At 60.6% G+C, this 23,420-nt stretch carries 18 protein-coding genes and 2 pseudogenes; 13 read left to right on the forward strand and 7 right to left on the reverse strand.

Annotated features, from left to right (window positions below):
* Nucleotides 1-161 precede the first annotated feature (161 nt).
* From LPW11_RS19010 to LPW11_RS19040, 7 genes are all read left to right on the forward strand, one after another.
* A complete protein-coding gene (locus LPW11_RS19010) occupies nt 162-1,121 on the forward strand; it encodes a branched-chain amino acid ABC transporter permease (protein WP_230995444.1) in 960 nt (319 codons plus the stop codon).
* Nucleotides 1,114-1,863 carry an ABC transporter ATP-binding protein gene (locus LPW11_RS19015; RefSeq protein ID WP_230995445.1) on the forward strand — a complete coding sequence of 250 codons (750 nt, stop codon included), beginning with the start codon at nt 1,114-1,116 and terminating at the stop codon, nt 1,861-1,863. The genes LPW11_RS19010 and LPW11_RS19015 overlap by 8 nt, the downstream gene beginning before the upstream one ends.
* 96 nt (nt 1,864-1,959) lie before the next feature.
* On the forward strand, nt 1,960-2,700 hold the full coding sequence (locus LPW11_RS19020) for an ABC transporter ATP-binding protein (protein ID WP_230995446.1): 741 nt from the start codon (nt 1,960-1,962) through the stop codon (nt 2,698-2,700).
* 810 nt (nt 2,701-3,510) lie between these two features.
* Nucleotides 3,511-4,812, forward strand: a complete 1,302-nt coding sequence (locus LPW11_RS19025; protein WP_230998326.1) for a phenylacetate--CoA ligase family protein — start codon at nt 3,511-3,513, stop codon at nt 4,810-4,812.
* Between the two features lie 59 nt (nt 4,813-4,871).
* Nucleotides 4,872-5,204, forward strand: a complete 333-nt coding sequence (locus LPW11_RS19030; protein WP_230995447.1) for a c-type cytochrome — start codon at nt 4,872-4,874, stop codon at nt 5,202-5,204.
* A 270-nt stretch (nt 5,205-5,474) separates the two neighbouring features.
* Nucleotides 5,475-7,430 (forward strand): PAS domain-containing protein, encoded by a 1,956-nt coding sequence (locus LPW11_RS19035; protein WP_230995448.1) that lies wholly within the window; start codon nt 5,475-5,477, stop codon nt 7,428-7,430.
* Nucleotides 7,427-8,341 carry a GGDEF domain-containing response regulator gene (locus LPW11_RS19040; protein ID WP_230995449.1) on the forward strand — a complete coding sequence of 305 codons (915 nt, stop codon included), beginning with the start codon at nt 7,427-7,429 and terminating at the stop codon, nt 8,339-8,341. Before LPW11_RS19035 ends, LPW11_RS19040 begins: the two co-directional genes overlap by 4 nt.
* A 164-nt stretch (nt 8,342-8,505) precedes the next feature.
* Here the strand turns inward: LPW11_RS19040 and LPW11_RS19045 are convergent, their stop codons facing one another.
* Nucleotides 8,506-8,895 carry a response regulator gene (locus tag LPW11_RS19045; RefSeq protein ID WP_230995450.1) on the reverse strand — a complete coding sequence of 130 codons (390 nt, stop codon included), beginning with the start codon at nt 8,893-8,895 and terminating at the stop codon, nt 8,506-8,508.
* Between the two features lie 151 nt (nt 8,896-9,046).
* Here LPW11_RS19045 and LPW11_RS19050 point away from each other — a divergent pair, with 151 nt between their 5' ends.
* Nucleotides 9,047-12,433 carry a hybrid sensor histidine kinase/response regulator gene (locus tag LPW11_RS19050; protein ID WP_230995451.1) on the forward strand — a complete coding sequence of 1,129 codons (3,387 nt, stop codon included), beginning with the start codon at nt 9,047-9,049 and terminating at the stop codon, nt 12,431-12,433.
* Between the two features lie 70 nt (nt 12,434-12,503).
* Here the strand turns inward: LPW11_RS19050 and LPW11_RS19055 are convergent, their stop codons facing one another.
* The 6 genes and pseudogenes from LPW11_RS19055 to LPW11_RS22525 form a co-directional block, all read right to left on the reverse strand.
* Nucleotides 12,504-13,151 carry a PEP-CTERM sorting domain-containing protein gene (locus LPW11_RS19055; protein ID WP_230995452.1) on the reverse strand — a complete coding sequence of 216 codons (648 nt, stop codon included), beginning with the start codon at nt 13,149-13,151 and terminating at the stop codon, nt 12,504-12,506.
* 456 nt (nt 13,152-13,607) lie between these two features.
* Complete coding sequence (locus LPW11_RS19060) at nt 13,608-15,380, reverse strand: GAF domain-containing protein (RefSeq protein ID WP_230995453.1); 1,773 nt, start codon at nt 15,378-15,380, stop codon at nt 13,608-13,610.
* A gap of 75 nt (nt 15,381-15,455) precedes the next feature.
* Complete coding sequence (locus LPW11_RS19065) at nt 15,456-15,812, reverse strand: circadian clock KaiB family protein (RefSeq protein WP_230995454.1); 357 nt, start codon at nt 15,810-15,812, stop codon at nt 15,456-15,458.
* A 21-nt stretch (nt 15,813-15,833) separates the two neighbouring features.
* Nucleotides 15,834-16,139, reverse strand: a complete 306-nt coding sequence (locus LPW11_RS19070; protein ID WP_230995455.1) for a circadian clock KaiB family protein — start codon at nt 16,137-16,139, stop codon at nt 15,834-15,836.
* 23 nt (nt 16,140-16,162) lie between these two features.
* On the reverse strand, nt 16,163-17,950 hold the full coding sequence (kaiC, locus tag LPW11_RS19075) for a circadian clock protein KaiC (protein ID WP_230995456.1): 1,788 nt from the start codon (nt 17,948-17,950) through the stop codon (nt 16,163-16,165).
* A gap of 125 nt (nt 17,951-18,075) precedes the next feature.
* Nucleotides 18,076-18,276: pseudogene (locus tag LPW11_RS22525) on the reverse strand (ATP-binding protein); the annotation flags it as partial.
* A gap of 174 nt (nt 18,277-18,450) precedes the next feature.
* On the opposite strand from LPW11_RS22525, the gene LPW11_RS19085 reads away from it, so the two are divergent.
* From LPW11_RS19085 to LPW11_RS19100, 5 genes and pseudogenes are all read left to right on the forward strand, one after another.
* Nucleotides 18,451-18,915, forward strand: coding sequence for a response regulator (locus LPW11_RS19085; protein WP_230995457.1), 465 nt, complete (start codon nt 18,451-18,453; stop codon nt 18,913-18,915).
* Nucleotides 18,888-19,001, forward strand: a pseudogene (locus LPW11_RS22530) (hypothetical protein); the annotation flags it as partial. The gene LPW11_RS19085 and the pseudogene LPW11_RS22530, both read left to right, overlap by 28 nt.
* A gap of 42 nt (nt 19,002-19,043) precedes the next feature.
* Nucleotides 19,044-19,520: a sensor histidine kinase gene (locus LPW11_RS19090; protein WP_230995458.1), complete on the forward strand. Its 477-nt coding sequence runs from the start codon at nt 19,044-19,046 to the stop codon at nt 19,518-19,520.
* Nucleotides 19,521-19,569: 49 nt separating this feature from the next.
* Nucleotides 19,570-19,974 carry a response regulator transcription factor gene (locus LPW11_RS19095; protein WP_230995459.1) on the forward strand — a complete coding sequence of 135 codons (405 nt, stop codon included), beginning with the start codon at nt 19,570-19,572 and terminating at the stop codon, nt 19,972-19,974.
* Nucleotides 19,975-20,372: 398 nt separating this feature from the next.
* Complete coding sequence (locus tag LPW11_RS19100) at nt 20,373-23,366, forward strand: ATP-binding protein (RefSeq protein ID WP_230995460.1); 2,994 nt, start codon at nt 20,373-20,375, stop codon at nt 23,364-23,366.
* The last annotated feature ends 54 nt before the right edge of the window (nt 23,367-23,420 follow it).

Consider the following 23,420-nt stretch of genomic DNA (forward strand, 5'->3'; position numbering starts at 1 on the left):
GTGGTCCATGTGATCCATGTACTTCATGTAGGCCGGAATAAGCGCAGCGTTTCCGGCAGAATCCCGGCACTGACGCTGAAGTTGTATCGTTTAAAAGTGAAACAATCGTACGTCGTCGATACCGAGCGGAGCCACGTCACTTTGGAAGGTTTAGGGTAACCGTGTTAAAAAGCGAACGAATAAAATTTCTCCTCTTTGCCGTGGTTGTGCTCCTGGCTCCCTTGCCTCTCGCCGGCGGTTACCTCACCAACGTCCTCGTCTTTGTCGGGATAAACAGCATGCTCGCCTTGGGGCTCAACCTCCTCCTCGGCTACGCAGGGCAGATCTCCCTCGGGCAGGCGGCCTTCTTCGGCCTCGGCGCCTACGGCTCGGGGGTCCTCACCACCGTCTTTTCCTGGAACCCCTGGCCCGCCATGATCGTCGTCGCACTCTGTGTCGCCGCCTTCGCCTTTGCCATCGGTTTCCCGGTCCTGAAGCTGAAAGGGCACTATCTCGCGATGGCCACCCTCGGCGTCGGGATCATCGCGCACATCGCTTTCAACGAGACGATCGATCTCACCGGCGGGCCGTCGGGACTCTCCGGCATCCCCAACCTCGCCGCCGGCACCTTCGTCTTCGACACCGATCTGAAGAACTACTACCTGGTCTGGGGCTTCGCGCTCGTCTCCATTCTCCTCAGCCTCAACATGGTGAACTCCCGCTTCGGGCGGGGGCTGCGCGCCATCCACGACTCCGAGGTGGCGGCCCGTGTCATGGGAGTGAACGCACGCCTCATGAAGGTGCAGGTCTTCGCACTCTCCGCCCTCATCTCGGCCCTCGCAGGGAGCCTCTACAGCCACGTGATGACCTTTATCTCCCCAACCTCCTTCAGTTTCCACATCTCCGTCGAGCTCCTCACCATGGTCGTCATCGGGGGACTCGGGAGCGTGTACGGCTCGGTGCTGGGAGCCTTGCTCCTCACCCTTTTGCCGGAGATGCTGCGGACCTTCCAGGACTATGACATCGTGGTGTACGGTCTTCTTCTCGTGACGATGACCATTTACCTCCCCGGCGGGCTGGTGCGGGTCATTCCCGAGCTCGTCGCGCGCTTTGCGCCGAAAGGGAGGAGAAGCGATGCTTAGGCTCACCGATGTGGCGAAGAAGTTCGGCGGCCTGACCGCCCTGCAGGGAATCTCCTTTGGCGTGGCGAAGGGATCGATTACCGGGATCATCGGGCCGAACGGCGCCGGGAAGACGACCCTTTTCAACGTCGCCACCGGGATCTACCCGCCGTCGCAGGGGGCAGTGCTCCTCGACGGCGTCGACGTCTCCGCGCTCCCCTCCGAGCGCAGGGCCGGGCTCGGCATGGTGCGCACATTCCAGAACATCGAGCTCTTCGGAAAGATGACGGTGCTGGAAAACGTGATGGTGGGAATGCACACCCAGAGCTCGAGCGGGCTTTTGTCCTGCGCCTTCAGGATGCCGTGGCAGAGGGCGGAGGAGCGCAGGATCAGGGAGAAGGCGCTGGAGTGGCTCGACTTCGTGGGGATTCCCGATCTGGCGGACGTCACCGCCGGTGCGCTGCCGTTCGGAAAGGGGAGGGCGCTGGAGATCGCCCGCGCCATGGCGCTCGGGCCGAAACTCCTCCTGATGGACGAGCCCGCAGCAGGGCTCAACAGCGCTGAAACGGCTGAGCTTGCCGATCTTATCAAGAAGATCCGTGATCTGGGGGTGACCGTCGCCCTCGTAGAGCACGACATGGACCTCGTCATGGACATCTGCGATGCGCTCGTCGTTTTGAACCTGGGGACCCTCCTTGCGGAGGGGACGCCGCGCGAGATCCAGGACAACCAGGCGGTCATCACCGCCTACCTCGGGGAATAGGCGCAGGCCGATCCCGCTAAACGCCATCTATTCCCGCCTCGCCCATGGATCATTGATGAGACGAGGGACCGGGTTCACGCGTACTGAAAGCCGACAATGCTAAAGCTCAAAAATGTAGATGCCTATTACGGGAAGGTCCACGCACTGAAGAACGTCTCGCTGCATCTGAAGCGCGGCGAGATCGTCACCCTTATCGGCGCAAACGGCGCCGGCAAGACCACCCTCCTCAACACGCTGTGCGGCGTCGTCCCCGCAGCGCGCGGCGAGATCGTCCTGGAGGGGAAGCCGATTGTGGCTCTTTCCCCCGACAGGGTCGTGGCGCGCGGGCTTTCCCAGGTTCCGGAGGGGCGCCAGGTCTTCAATCCCCTGAGCGTGGAGGAGAACCTGGAGCTCGGCGCCTACCTGCGCTACCGCGCGGGTGAAAAGGAAGAGATAAAAGGGGATCTGGAGCGGATGTACACTCTTTTCCCGCGGCTTCAGGAGCGCCGGCGCCAGGCGGCTGGGACCCTCTCGGGGGGTGAGCAGCAGATGCTCGCGATCTGCAGGGCGCTGATGGCGAAGCCGCGCATTCTCCTTCTGGACGAGCCGTCCATGGGGCTCGCGCCCCTTGTCGTGCAGGAGATATTCCGCGTGATCCAGAAGCTTCGGGACGAAGAGGGAACCACCATCCTTCTTGTGGAGCAGAACGCGCGAGCCGCGCTGAAGGTTGCCGAGCGCGGCTACGTACTGGAAACCGGCAGGGTGATTCTCGAGGGGCAGGCAAGCGAGTTGTTGGAGAATAAAGACGTGCAGCGTGCCTATCTCGGCCGGGACAAGAAGGAGATCTGGGAGAGGTAGGTGTAAAGCCCGCCGAAAACTATCTCCACGAAGCACAGCACGGGACCTAACGTTTTCCCCTTTGCGAAGGTTCATCCGGGAATTCCGGGGGAGCTGTAGTATGTTCCAATGAAAGGCCGCACGGGGCCTCGCGTCCCCCCCTTTGCGAAGGGGGGACAGGGGGGATTTGACTTGGCCAGACCGTCCTGCAAAGTGAGCAAATACTGTGGTCTCAAGCATTTCTTTGAGATTCCAATTTGTAAAAAGCTGGTGGGGTTTATGTCGTTGATCTTTAGACTGCCGCAGTAGTGCGGTTCGAGAACCGAGATGTACTGTTAAACGGGCTGCGGTTCTGGATGAGACTTGAAGATCAAATCCCCCCTGCCCCCCCTTCGCAAAGGGGGGAACGCTAGGCCGTCTGCATTGCTTCGTGGCAATACCCACGCGCCCCCGGAATTTCCGGAAGAACCTTTGCGAAGGGGGGGCAGGGGGGATTTGCTTCTCGTTCGGATCAGGCCAATCCCTCAACGGCGCAAGTGCTCGATTTCTATGCTGCCGTAACCCTTCCAAAAAGAGGATGGGCAAGTTGCTGTTGCCCGTGATTTGTTTTTCCTGGAAACGACTGCGGCGTCTGGAGAGTACTCCGGATCTGCCGACAAAGATCAAATCCCCCCTGTCCCCCCTTCGCAAAGGGGGGAACGTAATGCCTGGTCCTTCCCGGGGGGCGAATAAAGTAAGATACGTCGTCACTTGCCCGGAGAGGCTCACCGCCGCCCGGCAAACCGACGCCGTCGCGCGCCGGATGCAGTTCTTGAAAGAGAGGTCATGCCAATGCAGATTTGGGATCCACAGTTCGAGTGCATGCCGCGGGAGGAGATGGAGCAGCTCCAGCTGGAACGTCTCCAGGCAACCCTGAACCGCGTTTGCAAAAATGTCACCTGCTACAAGAACCGCTTCAAGGAAATCGGCATGGAGCCGGAGGACATCCGCTCCATCGCGGACCTCTCCAAGCTCCCCTTCACCACGAAGGAGGACCTGCGGCTCAACTACCCGTACGGCATGTTCGCGGTCCCTCTGCGTGAGGTCGTGCGCATCCACTCCTCGTCCGGCACCACCGGGAAGCCGACTGTTGTCGGCTACACCCGCCAGGACATCAAGACCTGGTCAAACATAGTCGCCCGCTTCATGACCGCAGCAGGAGTCACGCACGACGACGTGGTGCAGATCGCCTTCGGCTACGGCCTTTTTACCGGCGCTTTCGGCCTGCACTACGGCTCCGAGATGATCGGCGCCTCGGTCATCCCCACCGGCTCCGGAAACACCGAGAAGCAGATCATGATCATGCAGGACTACAAGACGACTGCTCTTGTATGTACTCCGAGCTATGCGGTCACCATCGCCGAGCGGATGGAGAAGATGGGGGTCGACCCGAAGAGCCTGTCCCTCAAGGTCGGCCTTTTTGGCGGCGAGCCGTGGTCCGAGGCGATGCGCCGGGAGATCGAAACGCGGCTTGGCATCTCCGCCACCGACAACTACGGCCTCTCGGAGGTCATAGGCCCCGGCGTTGCGGGGGAGTGCCAGTGCAAGAAGGGTATGCACATCTGCGAGGACTCTTTTGTTGCCGAGATCATCGACCCGGACACCGGAGAGGTGCTGCCGCCGGGGAGCGTGGGGGAACTCGTCCTCACCACCCTCACAAAGGAAGCGTTCCCGATGATCCGCTACCGCACCAGGGACATCACCTCCCTCGAGTACGGGAAGTGCGACTGCGGGAGGACCACCGTGCGCATGAAGAAGACGATGGGGCGCTCCGACGACATGCTCATCATCAAGGGGGTAAACGTATATCCCTCCCAGATCGAGGAGGTGCTCTTCGCCGTGGAAGGGTGCGAGCCGCACTATCAGCTCGTGGTCGACCGGAAGGGGACGCTCGACACCCTGGAGGTGCGCATCGAAGTTACTGAAAACATCTTCTTCGACGAGATGAAGCAGCAAAAGGCGTTTCTCGACAAGGTAGAGCGTCGCATCGACTCAGTGTTAGGCGTCGGCGCTACTGTCAAACTCGTCGAGCCGAATACAATACCGCGCGCTGAAGGAAAAGCCACAAGGGTAATTGACAAACGGAAATTCTAGTTAAAATAGTATGGTTGCCTTTTTCGCAACGACAACTTCACTCTCCCTGGAGGAATGAAATGAAAAAAGGAACCATTGCTACTGTAGCCATGCTGTCGATCTCTCTCTTTGCAACCTCTGCCTTCTGTGACACGAAGAAAGGGGAGAAAGTCGACGGTAAAGCGGAATTTGAGAAGCACTGTGCGGCATGCCACCCGAACGGCGGCAACGTCTCCAATCCGCAGAAAACCCTCAGCAAGGCGGTCATGGCGAAAAACGGCGTGAAGAGCCAGAAAGACATCATCGCCAAGATGCGCAACCCCGGCCCCGGCATGACCAAGTTCGACGCGAAGACGGTGCCCGACAAGGAAGCGAAGGCCATCGCCGACTACATCCTGAAGACCTTCAAGTAGGTCATTCACTACATGGACTGAAAAGCCTGGCTCCTTTGGGAGGCAGGCTTTTTTTATGCCTTTGCACACACCCTCCGATCTGCCGTATACGCAAAGCTCCCTTTTTTTCGTCATAGCTAATATAATGAAGGCTCGGAAGGGCTGCTGGGGCGGCATGCCACTCGCCGCTTTGTAAGGTGCTGCTTTGCGTAAGGAATTCAGGATCATAGATGCGGGAGCTCAAGGTATGCTTCACATATTCTGAACGTGACCTCGCGCCCGGGGGCCGTCATGGCTGAGGTAAAGCCGCATGAAATGGCGCTCCTCTACGTTGAGGATGATGCCTGCGCCCGCGAGCGGATGGTGGAGGAACTCGGCCGCCGCTACCCCGGCCTGCGCATCCACCAGGCAGCAAACGGCGCCGAAGGGGTGTCCCTTTTCCTGAGGGAGCACCCCGACGTCGTTATCACCGATCTCATCATGCCGGTCATGGATGGGATCTCCTTCGCCGAGAGAATCAAGTCGATGGACGAGGATGCCGTCATAATCGCGTTGACTGCGTCAAACGACACCGAGTACCTGGTGAAGGCGATCGACGTCGGCATAAACGGTTACCTCCTGAAGCCCCTGTCCTACGAGAAGCTCTTCGCCCTCCTCGACCGGAAGTTCAAATACCTCTCCCTGAAGAAAGAACTGAACAGGAAAAACGAGCATCTCCGAAAGCTCTCCTGGGCCGTCGAACACAGCCCTGTGTCGGTCGTCATCTCCGACCGCGACGGGACGATCGAGTACGTGAACCTCAAGTTTCAGGAGCTGACCGGGTTCAGTGCCGATGAAGTGGTGGGGATGAACGTAAGCCTGCAGAAGTCCGGGCAGACGCCGGTCCAGACGTACCAGGAGCTGTGGAGGACTATTTCGGCCGGGCAGGTATGGCAGGGGGAGTTCCTCAATCGGAAGAAGAACGGGGAACTGTACTGGGAGCACGCCTCCGTGGCGCCGATCTTCAGCGACTCCGGCGAGGTCTCCCACTATGTCGCCATCAAGGAGGATATAACCCAGCACAGGCACATGGTGCGGGCGCTGGAGAAGTCCCAGCACAAGTTCGCCACACTCTTTGGTGCTGTCCCGGCGCTGATCCTCATCAGCACCACGAGTGACCTCACGGTGGTGGAGGCGAACGAGAGCTTCCTGCAGACGATGGAGTACCAGCGCCAGGAGATAGTGGGGCACGTCCTGGGCAACCTCCCGGTCTGGGAAGGGGAGGCGGAACGGGGGAGCGTGCTGCGGGCAGTCTCCGGCGAGACGCTGGCGCGCAACCTCGAGATTCGCCTCAGGACGAGGAGCGGTAACACTATAGTCGGCCTCCTCTCCACGGCGACCTTCGAGCTCGACGAGCGCTCCTTTATCATGAGCGTCATTCGCGACATCACCGAGCGGAAGGAACGGGAGGCCGAGATAGAGCTGCTTAATGCGCGTCTCGCAGCGCGCGCGGCGGATCTGGAGCATGCCAACAGGGAGCTCGAGGCGTTCAACTCCATGATTGCCCACGATCTTCGAAATCCCCTGAACGTCATCAACAGTTACAGCCAGATCGTAAGAGAGATGTGCGGGGAGGGGCTCGATCCGACCTGTCAGGAATACCTGGAGGAGACGTACAACGGCACCCTGCGCATGAACCGTCTGATCGACGCCCTTCTTGACTTCTCCCGCCTCGCGCATGCCCAACTGGCGCGCCAGCCGGTGGATCTCTCGGCGATCGCGACGGAGGTCGCGGCAGAGCTCCGGTATCTGGCGCCGGCGTGCCGCGTCGCCGTCGAGATCGCCGAAGGGGTTGTTGGAAACTGCGATGCTTCCCTTCTGCGCATAGTCTTGCAGAACCTTCTCGGCAACGCCATGAAGTACAATTGCACTAAGGACACCTTGCGGGTCGAGTTCGGCGCCACGCTCAGCGGCGGGAAGTCGATCTACTTCGTACGCGACAACGGCATCGGTTTCAACACCGCCGATGCCGGAAAGATCTTCCAGCCGTTCCACCGCCTTCCCGGGCCGGGCGAGGTCGAGGGGCACGGCATCGGGCTCGCGACTGTCGAGAGGATCATCAGGCGGCACGGTGGGCGAGTGTGGGCAGAAGGGGAGGTGGGGAAGGGAGCGAGCTTCTTCTTCACCCTTGAGCCTGATGAGGGGGCGGCGGCGCCTGTCGATGATGATGACGTTGTGCCGGGGAGGGAGCAGGGGGCACGCGAATGAAGATCCTGATCGCCGAAGACGAGCCCGCTTTTCGCCGGCTGCTCACGGATGTACTGATAAAGTGGGGATACGAGGTCGTCGTTACGAAGGACGGTGCGGAAGCCTGGCACATACTCAATTCGGACGACGCACCAAAACTCGCGATACTCGACTGGATGATGCCGGGGATAGACGGGCCGGAGCTGTGCCGGCGGATCAGGAGGCGCGCGCACGGGGTGTACACCTACGTGATGCTCCTCACTTCGCAGCAGGGTGACAAGGATCTGGTGACCGGGATGGAGGCGGGAGCGGACGATTATCTGACCAAGCCGTTCAGGGTGAGTGAACTGCGGGTTCGTCTGCGGACCGGGAGAAGGATCATCGACCTGCAAAACGAGCTCATCGCCGCCCGCGAGTTCTTCCAGGAAAAGGCCGCTCGCGACTCACTGACAAGGCTTTGGAACCACGAGGAGATCCTCTCCATCCTGAGCCACGAGATGGCGAGGGCCGAAAGGGAAGGAAAGTGTCTTGGCGCCATCATGGCCGACCTCGACCACTTCAAGAGGATAAACGACCGGTACGGGCACCTTGCAGGCGACTCCGTCCTTCGTGTGGCAGCCGAGAAGATGCTGACCCAGGTCCGTGCCTACGACTCCATCGGGCGTTACGGCGGCGAGGAGTTCCTGGTAATACTCCCGGACTGCGGCAGACAGTGTGCGATGGCCTTTGCGGAAAGGATCCGTCAGCGGATCTCGGAAAAGGAATTCAATACCTCGGAGGGCATGATCCCCGTCACCATGAGCCTCGGCGTCGCCGTGAGCTGCCGGGAGCAAAGGCTGAACGCGACCGACCTGGTAAAGGCCGCCGACAAGGCGCTGTACGCGGCGAAGGGAGGGGGGCGCAACCGGGTCGAGGTGGCGGAGGGGGGATAGCCCTGCAAGAAGGCTCATCCGAGAATTCCGGGGAAGCCGTAGTATTTCCTTATGAAGCGCCGCAGGCGGCCTCGCGTCCCCCCCTTTGCGAAGGGGGGAACGTCAGGTCTCCTGCAGTGCTTCGTGGTGATGTACCTGAGACGCTTCAGGGTGAGATGTGAAGCTTACTCTTCCGGCTCTTTCAGCAGTTCCTTCAGAAGAGCCGTCCCCTTCTTCAAATCGACCGGCTTGGCGAGCCAGGCGTCCATCCCCGCCTCCATGCACGCCTTCTCATCTTCGCTCGAGGTGCTTCCGGTCATGGCCACGATAGGAGTATGTCCCCCGCGCTCTCCTTCTCTCTCCCTGATCTGGCGGGTGGCGGCAAGGCCATCCATGTGCGGCATCTGCACGTCCATGACGATCACGTCATAGCTCCCGCTCTCCCACATTTCGACCGCTTCCCGCCCGTCGTGGGCGAGGTCCGTCTGGAAGCCGTAATGCCTGAGGGCGCTCTTGAGATAGATCCCGTTCACCGGATCGTCTTCCGCAGCAAGGACACGCACTTTCTTTTCCATGGCCATCCATCCTCCTGTTTCGGCGCACGGTCGAGTCTTTCCTTCTCGAAAACAAGTCAGGGTTGTATGATAATGGCAGTCATATTCTTTAGGCAACTCTTTTCGGTTCAAGTACTTCCCTTTGACACCCCGGAAAGAGGGGTGGCTGCTGGTGCCGCCGTTGATCAACGGTGCACCGCAGCCGGTTGAGGTCATGTTCCAGAGAGACCAGGTCATCGAACGGCGATGGCAGATAGCTTCGTGTGGCGCAGGTGTGACGGCCGCATTGATCGGAGCGGTGTTCTTCGCTGCCTGGCTCGGCGGCGAGATGTCCTATCGCGGTTTTCATACCATCACCATGAAGACCAATGCCTCCCTTTGCCTGCTGCTGACCGGCTTTGCCCTCGCCCTCACCGCCCTGGGGAGAGGAGAAGGGCGCTGGCGGTGCGCGGCGCAGGCGATGGGGGGAGCGGCAATGTCGATAGGAGCGCTGACACTTCTCGAGCACATCTTCGGCTGGGATCTCGGGATCGACCAGCTCATCGCGCAGGAGCCTCCCGGTGCCCTGGCGATCACAGCGCCCAACCGGATGGGTCCCCCCGGAGCCATCTCTTTTGCCGTCACCGGCGCTGCAGTCATTCTCCTTAATTTCTTTGCCCGCCCGGGGGAGGGGGTGATGGAGCTCGTCTCCTCCCCCGGCCCGGGTGGGATCGCGGTCCGTCGGCTCCTCCCCGCCGCCTTCATCCTTCCGATAATTCTGGGGTGGCTGCGCCTGAAGGGGGAGCGGCTCGGCTTGTACGAGCGTTACTTCGGTACCAGTATCCTCGTCCTCTCCTGGATCTTCGTCTTTTCCTTCATCGTGTACAAGACGGCGAAGTGGGTCAATGCGTCCGCCGTGGCTCTGCGCCTCAATGAGAAGCGCTACCGCTCCTTTGTGGAGGCCTCGTCGCAGGTGGTATGGAGGGTGGACGCCGCAGGACGAGCGGACCAGGAGATACAGGAATGGCAGGAGTACACGGGACAGACCGGTGAGGAGGCGCGCGGTTTCGGTTGGATGGAGGTGCTTCGCCCCGAGGACCGGCCGGCTGTAGCGAAAGCGTGGCAAGAGGCCACCGAAACCGGTCGATATGAAGTGGAGTACCTCTTGCGCAGGCGCGACGGAGAGTGGCGCAACATACTCGCGAGGGGGGTGCCGATCCGCAACGGGAGCGGCAAGATCGTGGAGTGGATCGGGACGGGGATCGATGTGACGGAGCAGAGGCAGGCAACGGCCGCGCTGCAGCAAAAGGAGGCGCAATTTCGCCAGCTGGCTGAGGCGCTGCCGCAACTGGTGTGGGTGGCACGGCCGGACGGCTCGTCGGAATATCAGAATGCCAAGTGGCACGAATACACCGGCTCCGACCCCGACGGGTCATCCGATGCCGGCTGGCTGCGCTTTCTCCACCCTGACGACGTCGGCCGCGTCGTGGAGCGCTGGGGTGAGAGCGTGCGCAGCGGAGAACCGTACGAGGACGAGTACCGTCTCAGGCGCGCCGACGGGGAGTACCACTGGTTTATCGCCCGAGGTCTCGCGGTGAGGAACGAAGCCGGAGAGATCCTGCGCTGGCTCGGCACCTCCACCGACATCCAGGACCACAAGGTGGCCCGCGAGCTCGCCGAGGCGGCGGCGCAGGCAAAGACGGACTTCATGGCAAACATGAGCCACGAGATTCGCACCCCCATGAACGGCATCATCGGAGTGACGGAGCTCCTCCTGCAGACCGAGCTGAACGAACTCCAGCGGCCGTACCTGCAGATGGTGAAAGGCTCGGCAGACGCGCTCCTCTCTGTCGTCAACGACATCCTCGACTTCTCGAAGATCGAGGCGGGGGCAGCGGTTCTCCACGATGTGGAGTTCGACCTCCACGAGTCGGTGCAGAACGTCGCGGAGGCGCTTTCCGTCATCGGCTTCCAGAAGGGACTCGAATTTGCGGTGGCGATCGACCCGGAGGTGCCGGAACGCTTTCGCGGCGACCCGGTGAAGCTCAGGCAGGTTCTCATGAATCTCATCGGCAATGCGGTGAAGTTCACCGAGCACGGAGAGGTTGCGGTGCGGGTGGAGGGGACACCGGCGGCTGGGGGGGCGTGGCGGCTTCTCTTTTCGGTGAGGGACACCGGCATAGGGATCTCACCGGAGAAGCAGGGGCTCCTTTTCCGCAGCTTCACCCAGCTGGATCCCTCGGCCTCGCGCGTCTACGGCGGTACCGGCCTTGGCCTCGCCATCTCCAAAAAGATCGTCGAGCTCATGGGGGGAGAGATACATGTGTCGAGCCATCCGGGGGAGGGGAGTACCTTCACCTTCGACATCGAACTGATTCCTGTCGAGGATGCAGACACTGCGAAGGCGCCGACCGCGGAGAAGCTTTCCGGCCGGCGAGCGCTGGTGGTGGAAGACAACGAGACGAACCGCCTCATGCTTGAGCGATTGCTCGGGTCGTACGGGCTGCAGGTGGAAGCGGTCTCTCTCGGGGGGGACGGGCTTGCCAGGGTAGAGGAGACAAAGGAGCCGTTTGACTTCATTCTGATCGACGCGCATCTCCCCGACATGGAGGGTTTTTCTCTCGCGGAAATGCTCAAGGAACGCTTCCCGGTCGAGACGTGCGCGCTCCTCATGATCCCGTCCGACAGGATTGCCGAGGGAGCGCGGCGCGTGCACGAAATCGGGATGAAGACGTACCTCGTGAAGCCGATCCGGGGGAAAACGCTCCTGCAGTCGCTGGTGCAGATGGAATCTCCCGGCACCGACGAGGCGAAGGAAGGACCTCGCGAGGGGGGCGAGCCCCCGCTGGACGATCTTTTGTGCAGGCACATCCTGGTGGCGGAGGACAACCCGGTCAACCTGACGGTGACAGAAGCGCTCCTGCGGCGCGCAGGGGCGCGGGTGACGGCTGCAACAAACGGTATCGAAGCGGTGGAGGCTTGCCTGTCGGGGAGCTTCGATGTGGTCCTCATGGATGTGCAGATGCCGGAGATGGACGGTTTCGAGGCGACGCGGGCTCTGCGCGGCATGGGGGTGGAGGTGCCGATCATCGGCCTCACCGCTCACGCTCTCGAGGGTGACAGGGATAGGTGCGTGCATGCGGGAATGGACGATTACCTATCGAAGCCGGTGACCGCGGAGTCGTTGAACGGCAAGGTCGCCTACTGGTCGCGGGTGCGTGGCAATGCGGTCGCCGATGCCGCCTCGCTCCTCGGGCATGTGGGGGGGGACCCGGAGACGTACCAGATCGTGGTGTCGACCTTCGTGGAGCATGCCCCGGCGCAGATGGCGGATATTGTGGCCGCCGTGCGGGCTGCGGATGCGGACGCGGTGGAGAAGACTGCCCACCGGCTGAAGGGAGCCCTTGCCCTCGTCACCGCGGAGGCGGCGCGATGCATGGCGGAAAAGCTGGAGCAAAGCGGCAAGAAAGGAGATCTCGCCGCGGCCGGCGATCTCGCTGCGCATCTGGAGGCAGAGGTGGCGAGGGTGCTGGACAGGCTGCAAGAGTTGTCAAAGGAGGGGAATCCGGAAGGAGCGTGACGCGGCGGGTTGCGCGGCTTCGCAGGGGTACAGTCGCATCCGCGAAAGCCGCGTCATCCCGTGCGGAAGCTTAGGCTGCGGTGGGAGTTTCCAGCTTCTTGCTGCAGCGCAGACGCCTGACAAGCGCAATCGCCGTCAGCCCCGCGGCCAGAAGAACGGCAGTCGACGGTTCCGGAACAGATGCGGGATCAGGCATGTCGGTGTTGATTTCTGCAGTTACGCTCGCCCCTCGAAGCCCCCACCCTTCATCCCTCAGTCCCTGCATGACGCCGTAGTCAAATATATAGGTGTTGCTCCCCGACAGCAGGGTATGTGCCACGCTGAATCTGGTGAGTCCGCCATTGCCAAAACCATTGGTCGCAGTCGACAGGATGGTGACGCCGGGATTCATGTAGTTCACGAAGGTGCTTCCGCCCCCTCCCATGACGAACCCCCCCTCGAAGAGGAGGTCCCCATTCACGATGAGCCGGAAGGTGTCCGGGGCGTAACATTGAGGAGCGCCATCCACCGTGCCGTATCCCAGGAGGTCGAAGGTGAGCGTGGCCCCCGCAGCAGATGAAAAGCTGGGGGCGGAGACGGAATAGGCGAGGGATCCGCCGTCGAGTGGACCGAGAGTGTCGGGCAACGAGTCGGTAAAGGGGACCGCATAAGCGGACAGGGTGGTGGCGGCATAAAGAACGAATCCCACAGCTGACGACAAGAAGACTTTTCTGTTCATTTTGAAACCTCCTTGGTTAGGGTTTGAACCGTCCTTCATCTCTTTTCAGCAGGCAGAAATCGTGCGAAACCTGTGATCTTCCGACGAGAGGGCCTGTATTCACCGCTTTTGCTGTAATTCACCCCCTGCTTATTTGTCGCGTAATCTGAATTTCTCGGCAATACGACTGCGACCAGTACTGTCAGAGCAAGGTGTGTTCCACCCCCGCCGCGCTCTTTACCACGGCGCGCACTTCAGGCGTTCATGACGGAAAGGGGAAGTAGCAGGCGGCGGCGCTAAGGCTTGCCGCGCCAGATTTAGGACTGCGACTGGAGGGCTGTGGATGCTGGGGAGCCCGCTCTCGTTTTGGGCAAGGTGGTTTTGCGAAAAGGATGCTGCGGCTGGAGGGGGTAGGAGAGGGGGAGCCGTCGATGGCGGGCTGCAGGGGATAGTTCCGGAAGGTTTTTAAATTACAGCTCATATCTCAATGATGAACTCCGCTCCGTCATCGATGTTTCGAGCCACAATAACTCCGCCCATATTTTTTTCAATTATGGTTTTTGACATGAAGAGTCCGAGCCCGGTCCCGCATTGCGGTCCCTTCGTGGTGAAATACGGCTCGAAGATCCTGTCCATGATAGCTGCCGGGATTCCTCCGGCATTGTCGGCGATGGACACTACTGTCTTCCCTTTTTCGCTCCTCACCCGGATGGTTACCTTCGGGTCTGCCACCCGGCGCTCGGCGAGCGCGTCACGGGCGTTGTTGAGAATGTTCAGCAGCACCTGGGAGAATTCGTTGGGGTAACCCTCCACCACCGGATCGTCCTGCACGTCGACCCCGATATCGATGCTCATGACCTGCCCCTGCAGGCTCCCCTCCATCAGCGAAAGTGTCTTGATCACTTCGTTCCTGACGTTGAACCTGACCTTCTCCTTGTCCGGCCTGAAAAAGTCACGGAAGTCATCGATGGTCTGCGACATGTGCCTGATGACCTCCATCGCCTTCTCCGTGTTCTTTTCGAGGTACTCGCCGTCGAAGTCCCCGAGAGAGTAGACAAACTGGGTCTGCTGGACGAGCAGTCCCAACCTGTTTAATGGCTGGCGCCACTGGTGGGCGATGTTCCCCAGCATCTCTCCCATGGCCGCCTGCCGGCTCTGGTGGATCAGCATCTGCTCGTTTTGCCGCAGGCTTTCCACGGCACGCAGGCGCTCGAAGGTCTCGGCTTGCAGCGCCTGTTCAGCCTCCTTGCGCAGTGCCGACTGCTGCAGGGTATCGAGGGCGAACGATATCTCCGCTCCCATCTGTTGCAGCAGCTCGACCTGCTGAACATCGAAGAAATCTTTCTCGCCGGCATAGAGCGTCAGCGCGCCAATGACCTTGTCCCCTTCTCTTATGGAGATGCTTGCCGCGGCTTGGAGTCCATGCCGGTGGGCGCGCGCGTGCCATGCAGCGGTAAGGGGATCAGTGGAGAAATCGTTGCAGATGTAATGGTTGCCGTGCCGGATCGAGGTGCTTGCCGGCGCCATCCCCTCCGAGTCATCTGCCAGCGATAGTCCGATGCCGTCGAGATATCCCGTCTCGCCACTGGCGGCCGCGACCGTTGCCGCCCCGTGGCTGCTCTCCGCCAGAGCCACCCAGGCGAGGCGAAATCCCCCGACATCGACGGAGAGGCGGCAGACTTCTCTGAATACCGACACCGGATCTGCGGCGTGAAGGATGGCGTGGTTGGTTGCGCTTAGCACGGCGTAAAGGCGGTTCAAGCGCAATATGGTCTTTTCTGCCTTTTTGAGGAGGCTGATATCACTGATAATCACCCCTGTGGCAGGGCTCCCGGAGAATTCGCCGGGACTGCAGGAGAGAAGTACCGGCAATAGGGCGCCATCGGCGCGCACGAGGGTAATCTCCCTCGATTCCGAGAGAGGTACGCCGTCCATGACGCGTGCCAGACAACTCGATGCGTCGGCAGAATGGATATAGGAGGAGAGCGAGCTCCCTATCATCTTCTCCAGCGGAACCTGGAGCATGGCCGCCAGGCGCCGGTTGCAGTAGAGGATCTTCCCGTCGGGACCGACAATGGCTGCACCTTCCTTCATCGTCTCGACCAGAACCCGGTAGGGGTGCTCCGCGCCCTGGAGGGTGTAGATCTTGTCTCCTTCGGGAGCGTGGACGACGACGGCATCGACCGCGCCATTGCGGATTGCTTCCAGAATCTGTTCCGCCTCTTCCAGACGCCGGGACAGTGCCTGCACGTCAATCCTTTCTGGAGCAGTATCTTTATAGTCTGGCGTCGGCATACTCTAGGTCACCCTCATTCGGTCATCCCACTACTTTCTCGTGCGCAGGTCAAGGCCCAGCAGGATCCTCTCCGTCTGCGACATGTCCCCTATGAACTTGCGAAGAGGGGGGGGCAGCTCCTTCACCAGGGTCGGCGCCGCGACTATCTGCCCCTCCTTTGCGAAAATCGGCTGCTGATAGATGTCCACGACTTCAAGCTGGTAGCCGCCGCTGAGGTGATCTTTGCAGATCTTCTGCACGTTCTCGATCGCCTTCACGGAGTTCGGAGTCAGTCCGGAGACGTACAGCCGCAGGATATACAATCCCGGCTCAGCCGTGAGCGCAGCCTCGAAAACCTCAGCCCTGTCCTCGAAGGCGCCGGATTCGTCCTTCTCTTTCTTTTCCATCATTTCCTCGTGCCCTCGCCGTCAGGGAAGGGGGCGAATGTCCAGTCCGACAAGGACGCGCTCCGTGTTGGACAGGTCCCCGATGATCTTTTTCATCGGTGGCGGAAGCCGGCGCACCAGGGTCGGCAGTGCCAGGATCTGGTCGTTTCTGGCGAGAGCAGGGTTCACCACGAGGTCCACGACCTCAATCTGGTACATGCCTTCCAGGTGCTCCTCGCAAATCCTTTTCAGGTTCGCAAAGGCTGCCACCGACTTCGGGGTCTGTCCGGCCACGTACAGCCTGAGTATCCATTTTTCCTCGCCCGCGTCCTGCTGCGCGGGTGCCATCGAGCTCCTGCTGCCGCAATCTGTCATTGGGCACCCCGCTGGCCGGATTTCGCCGCCGTTGCCGCATCGCAGTCCGCCCTGCGGCTTGCCGCCATCACGGCGCTGGCCTCTGCCATCGTTACCTCCCGCTGTCTCTCCCGGGCGAGAGAGATCTCCAGATCTTCCTTTTCGACCTCGTATTCGGCGTACAGGGCAGCTACCTGGGCTTCCAGAAGCGCCTTCTTGCGCGCGAGATCGCGCTGCCGGCGCTCGATTTCCTGCTGCTGTTCCAGGGACTGCGCCAGATCACGCGCCTCCTGCGCGGTGCGGGCGGACCCGGTGAGGACTCCGGCGGCGCCGAGATAGACGTCCCGGAGCCGGATCCCCTGGTCTGTGAGGAGGTATTCCCGCACCTGGTTTGAGTGCGACATGCCGCGGGACTTGAGGATGTACAGGCCGCGGTTTCTCTCGCCGGTTTCCTCCATGGTCTGCAGGAGAAGCCAGGTATCCATCAGAGACGACACCCCCACCTCCGTCTTTTCCAGGCTGCCGCCGGCAGTCGTCAGGTCGGTACAGAAGGCGGTTATCTCCTTCGTCTTCAGGTAGTCGATCAGGCGGGAGAGCATCGACTTCACCTCGGCGTCGCTGGCACCGCTTACCAGGCTGGAGATCGGATCGACCACCACCACCGACGGGTTTATCTCGTCGATCACCTTGTGCATCGTAACAAGGTGCATTTCAAGCCCGTACAGGGTCGGACGCGTGTTGTGGAAGGTCAGCAGCCCCTTGTCGATCCACTGCTCCAGATCGATCCCGATCGATCGCATGTTGCGGATGATCTGGTTCTGGGACTCTTCGAACCCGAAGTACACGGCGCGCTCGCCACGGCGGCAGGCGGCATCGACGAAGTGGGCAGAGAAGCTGGACTTCCCTGTTCCGGCAGTGCCGGTTATGAGGACGCTGCTTCCCCTGTAGTACCCCTTGCCCCCCAGCATGGTGTCGAGTCTCTCGACCCCCGACGATATGCGCTCGGTGGAAGCAGGGTGGGCGAGTCCGAGCGAGGATATGGGCATGACGGACAGGCCGCGCTCGTCGATAAGGAACGGATACTGGTTTGTGCCATGGGAAGATCCGCGATACTTTATGATGCGCATCCGCCGGGTCGCTATCTGCTGGGTCACTGTGTGGTCCAGGAAGATGACGCAGTCCGCCACGTATTCCTCAAGCCCGTAGCGGGTAAGGGTCTTCTCCCCCTGCTCGCCGGTAACGATGGCGGTGACTCCCTTGTCCTTCAGGAAGCGAAAGAGCCGTCTCAGCTCCGCGCGCAGGATGCTCTCGTTGTCGAGGCCGGAGAAAAGGGCCTCGATGGTATCGAGGACGACCCGCTTCGCGCCGATGGAGTCGATGGCGTACCCCATGCGGATGAAGAGCCCCTCCAGATCGTAGTCGCCGGTTTCCTCTATCTCGCTCTTCTCTATGTGCACATAATCGAGTACCAGTTTCCCCTGCCGGGCAAGATCATCGAGGTCGAAGCCCAGAGAGGCGAAGTTCTTCGCCAGCTCGTCCGATTTCTCTTCAAAGGACATGAACACGCCCGGTTCGGAGAATTCAGTCGCACCGTGCACCAGGAACTCCATGGCAAGAAGTGTCTTTCCGCAACCGGTCCCGCCGCAAACGAGCGTCGGGCGCCCCATGGGGAGACCTCCTCCGGTTATTTCATCAAGTCCCTTGATCCCGCTGGGAGCCTTCTGAATCACCTCGGGGGCCTGTGTTGCCTCTTTTTCGGGTGCGGCTGCCTTCTCCATGCTTTTCTCCTCTTCGGTGTTGATCATGCGCTCTTTCCGGCCGGGGAAGGGTACCATACCTTTTGTGGCTGAGAAACGTTTTATTTGTTTCCGAGCGATCTTTTTTAATGGGATAGCTACAACACCCTGGGTGAGCAGTCGTGGGGTGCATCCTATAGCGTGAAATACAAAGTTGCTCCCTTATCGGGCTCACCTTCGGCCCATATCCTGCCGCCATGTCGCTTGATGATGCGTTCTACCGTCGCGAGACTGATCCCCAGCCATCCCACCCGTTCACCACTGTGCAGACGACGGAAGGGCTCGAAGATGTCCCTGGCATGTGCCATGTCGAACCCAATGCCGTTGTCTCTGACACTTTGAGCTTGAGCCGGCGTCGCGGTTCCCGGTGTACCGTACAGGGTATGCCGCCAGAGGGGGGATGGAGTATAGTATTGATAATGGCAAAAAATCCGGACTAACCTTGTGCTGGTAAAACTCATCGAGGACTACTGGTTCGGCATCGTGCAGTTGCCGCCAAAGTGACCATTATGGAGAGAACGACAGAGATACTTATCATCGAGGACGACAGGGCGGAGGCGGATCTGATATTGGAGATGCTCTCTGATATCCGCAAGGAGCAATTCTCGGTTCATCATGTAGATTATCTCGCCAAGGGGCTCGAGCTCATGAAGGATCGTAGCTTCGACTGCATTCTAGTCGATCTTGGGCTTCCAGACAGCCGTGGGCTCGAGAGCGCGCTTTCGGTGCGCAGGCAAGACCCGAAAGTGCCGATCGTGGTGCTGACCGTGCTAAATGATGAGGAGAGCGCCCTCTCATCTCTGCAGTTGGACATTCAGGACTACCTTATCAAGGGGGAAATCAATGCCGCAGTCCTTACTCGTGCCATCCGATATGCCAGGCAACGGAAGGCAGTCATGGAGGAACTGCGGGAAGCCAACAACGAATTGGAGGCCTCAACCATACGGTGGCACATGACCTGCGACAGCCTATAAACGCCATCAGCGCCTACTGCCAAGCTGTGGAAGAAATGTGTGGTCCCGTGCTTGACGATGTCTGCCTTAGCTACCTGCAGCAATGCTATCAGGGCGCTCTGCGGATGAGCCGGCTTGTGGATTCTCTTTTGAATTTTTCTCGTGCCGGGCGGGTGGCGTTGCGGAGGGAGAGGGTCGATTTAGCCGCCATGGCGAAGGAGGCGGCAAGAGAGTTGACAGGCGCCTCCCCCGAACGGGAGGTTATATTCGAGATCCCCGATGGTGTCTTTGCAGATGGAGATCCGGATCTCCTCCGCCTCGTTCTCGATAACCTTCTTGGAAACGCATGGAAGTTCACCGAGGGGCTTCGTGGCGCGGTCATCGAGTTTGGGACGGTGGCGATAGACGGAGGGTTCGCCTACTTCGTGCGGGACAATGGTCCAGGGTTCGAGGCAGCGCGGGCAGAGAAGATCTTCGCTCCCTTCCAGCGCCTCCCTGGTACGCAGAAGGGTGGCTTCGGCATCGGCTTGGCCACAGTGCAACGGATCATTCAGCGTCACGGCGGGCACACATGGGCTGAAGGAACGCCAGGAAAAGGGGCGATCTTCTACTTTACTGTGCGTTGAGGAGGGGCTGGTTTTCTTTCATCGACGTCGCAAGATTGGTGAGGTCAACATGTCTTCAAATGACACTGAAAAGACCTGTTCCCTGCTGATGGTTGAGGACGATGCAGTGACGCGCACAGTGATTGCACGCATGGTCGCGCGCAAGTTTCCAAAATGCGCGATCTATGAAGCTGACAACGGAAAAGACGGGTTGTATCTTTTCGAGATGCACCGGCCTGACATCGTCATAACAGACATAAACATGCCTGAAATGACAGGGATTGAGATGGCTCGCGCCATAAGAGAGATTGATGCTGGTGTGACGTTCATTGTGTTAACCGCTTACGGCAATCAGCGGTTCAACGAGGAACTGTCCCAGATAGACTACTGTGCCTACATTATGAAGCCCGTCGACTTCAAGGAATTATTTGCTCATATCGAGAAGTGTTGTGGCTCATGTCAGAAATCTCTGTAGCTAAAACGTCGAGTCGAGGCGTCTACCTTCAACGATGACCCCACCTGCAAGGCGCTGGAGAGTTCCGCCCCGCAGGTCCCCCGCCGAGCAGGAGCACGTCGCCGGCATGGACCCGTACTGACCCTCAAATCCTCGCCTTCCTGGCGGCAGTACGCCCCACCTATTCCAAACCTCTTGCTGTGCGTGATAATATAGTAAGCCCTACCCCTCCCTTGGTAGGGAGTCGGATCGATAGCGAAGGCATCTCACAGCATGGCGAAACGCGATGACGAAATAGGCCGGAGCTGGCTTGCCGACGGTGGAGAGATGGGCAAGCTGATACGGTCAATGGACTGGTCGCGGACGCCTCTGGGGCCGATCGAATCGTGGCCCCAGAGTCTGCGCACCACGGTCAGCCTGTGCCTTGCCTCAAACTTCCCCATCTCCCTCGCCTGGGGCCCAACCACATCCAGATTTACAACGACGGCTACTGGCCCATCTGCGGCGGCAAGCATCCGCGTTCCATGGGGCAGGACTTCACCGAGTGCTGGGCGTCGTGCTGGCCGGAAATAGGCGAGGCTTTCCAGCGTGCGCTGGCGGGCGAGACTTCCTACCTGGAAAATCAGCGCATGTTTCTGGACCGGAACGGCTACCTGGAGGAAACCTTCTTCACCTTCTCCTTCAGCCCCATCCGCGACGAGACTGGAGGGGTCGGCGGCCTCTTCCACCCGGTGAACGAGACGACTGGCGAGATGCTTGCGGAGCGGCGTATCAGTGCCCTGAGGGACCTGGGGGCACGAATGGGCAAGGCCAAGAACAGCGACGAGGCGCTTACGGCAGCCGCGGAAGTGCTGGAAGCGTACGCCCTGGACTTGCCCTTCGTCATCCTTTACGCGATCGACGCGAAGGGGAAGACGGCACGGCTGGTAAGCAGCACCGGGACGGGAGCAGGGACTCCATTCACTCCGCCAATCATCGAAGTGGATGACAAAGAGGCCGCCTGGCCGCTGGCAGAGGTGGCGCATTCCGGTACCCCGCAAGAGATACAGTTGGGCGACAAGATCTCCTCCCCCTGCGGCCCATATCCCGAGCCCCCCGCGCTCGCCCTGGCACTCCCCATATCGATACCGGGTCGGAAGCTCCCGGCTGCCATCTTTATCGCCGGCGTCAGCTCGCGCCTGCCCTTCAACGACAGGTACCGCGTCTTCTACGAGCAGCTCGCGGTGACCATCAGCGCCGCCGTGGCAAACGCCAGTGCCTACGAGGAGGAGAAACTGCGCGCCGAGAGGCTCGCCGAGCTGGACCGCGCCAAGACGGTTTTTTTCAGCAACGTGAGTCACGAGTTCCGCACCCCCCTCACTCTCATGCTCGGTCCCCTGGAGGACGTCCTGGCACATGCCGACGGGAGTGTTGCCGCAGGGGATCGCGACCACATCGTGGTGGCCCACCGCAACTGCCTGCGGCTTCTGAAGCTGGTAAATTCGCTCCTCGACTTTACTCGTATCGAATCCGGGCGATTCCGCGCCGATTACCGCCCCGCCGAACTGGCGACCTTGACCACCCACCTTGCCAGCGCTTTCCGCTCAGCCGTGGAGAAGGCAGGCCTGGAGTTCGTCGTCGACTGCGCGCAGCTCACCGAGCCGGTCTACGTGGACCGTGACATGCTGGAAAAGATCGTCCTCAACCTCCTTTCCAACGCCTTCAAGTTTACCCTTCAGGGACGCATCACCCTGCGTCTCTATTCCTGCGGGAACCATGCGGAGCTGGCTGTGCAGGACACCGGTTGCGGCATCCCGGAAGGCGAGCTTGACAACGTCTTCAAGCGCTTCCACCGCATCGAGGGGACCCGGGGACGAACCTACGAGGGAACCGGCATCGGGCTCGCTCTAGTGGCGGAGCTGGTGAAGATGCACGGCGGGAGCATCCGCGTGGAGAGCGCCCTCGGCCGGGGCAGCACCTTTACCGTCTCATTCCCCTACGGAAAGGAACACCTTCCTGCCGAGCACATCGACACCGGTGAGGCACCCTCCTCGACCCGTGCCGATGCATTCGTGGAGGAGGCGCTGCGCTGGCTCCCTGATGAGGCTTGTGACGCAGCCGCGGAGAGAGCCGACGATGTGGCAGCCACCGGAGCAGGGGAGGCCAGCTACCTGCTGGTGGCTGACGACAACTCTGATATGCGGGAATACCTCTGCAAGCTGCTCCGGACCAAGTATGAGGTGCATGCGGTGGCTGATGGGGAAGAGGCTTGGCAGTCTCTTCTTGAGCGGAGACCGGACTTGCTACTTAGTGACGTCATGATGCCCAGCTTGGACGGCTTCGGCTTGCTCGCGCGCCTGCGCCAGGATCCACGGACCCGTTCCCTTCCGGTACTCATGCTCTCGGCGCGGGCGGGGGAGGAGTCGCGTGTGGAAGGGCTGGAGGCGGGCGCTGACGACTACCTGGTGAAGCCCTTCAGCGCGCGGGAGCTGGTGGCGCGGGTGTCGGTAAACCTGGAGATGGCGAGACTTAGGCAGGAATCGGCCCGCAACGAGGAACGGCTGAAGGCTAAGCAGCAGGCAACGGAAGAGCTGGAACATATGGTGGCCCAGCGTACTGAGCAGCTGGAGGTGCAGCGGGCGGAACTGGAGGTGCAAAACCGCCATCTTGTGGAATTGAACGACAGGCTGGAGGAGGAGATTGCTGCCCGTGCGCGGGCCCAGGCATCCTTGGACTTGGCCGTTGCCGACCTGCAGCGTTCCAACAGGGATCTGGAACTGTTCGCGTCGGTGGCATCGCACGACCTGCAGGAACCACTGCATACCATTACAAGCTATACGGAGCTGCTCGCCCAGAGGTACCAGGGGAAAGTAGATGACAAGGTCGACCGCTACGTGCACTACATCGTGGACGGCACGGCGCAGATGCGAACCCTCATCAACGACCTCCTGGCCTACTCCCGCGTGGGAACCAGGGCAAAGCCTTTTGCTCCGGTCGAGCTCGACTCCGTTCTGACCCAGGCCGAAACTCACCTGAGAAGGGCGATAGAGGAGAGCAACGCCACGATCGAGCGGGACGCCCTGCCGAAGGTGAAAGGGGACGACGTTCAGCTGGTGCAGCTTTTCCAAAACCTCATCGGCAACGCGATAAAGTTCAGGAAGCCCGACATACCGCCGCGTGTCTCGGTCACCTGCGAGAGCCGCGACCGCGACTGGGTTTTTGGCGTGCGCGACAACGGCATCGGGGTGGAGCCCCAGTATTTCGACCGGGTCTTCGAGGTTTTCCGGCGACTGCACACCCGCGAGGAGTACGAGGGTAGCGGCATTGGGCTTGCGATCTGCCGCAAGATCGTGGAGCATCACGGCGGGCGCATCTGGGTGGAATCCCTCCCCGGGGAGGGATCCTCCTTTTTCTTCACCATGCCGAGGGTGTGAGCATTCGCAAGGCGCAGGGAAACTCTTGATGATCGAATCCACATAAGTCGAGGT

Source organism: Geomonas sp. RF6, from assembly GCF_021044625.1.
In the GTDB taxonomy this organism is placed as follows: Bacteria; Desulfobacterota; Desulfuromonadia; order Geobacterales; family Geobacteraceae; genus RF6.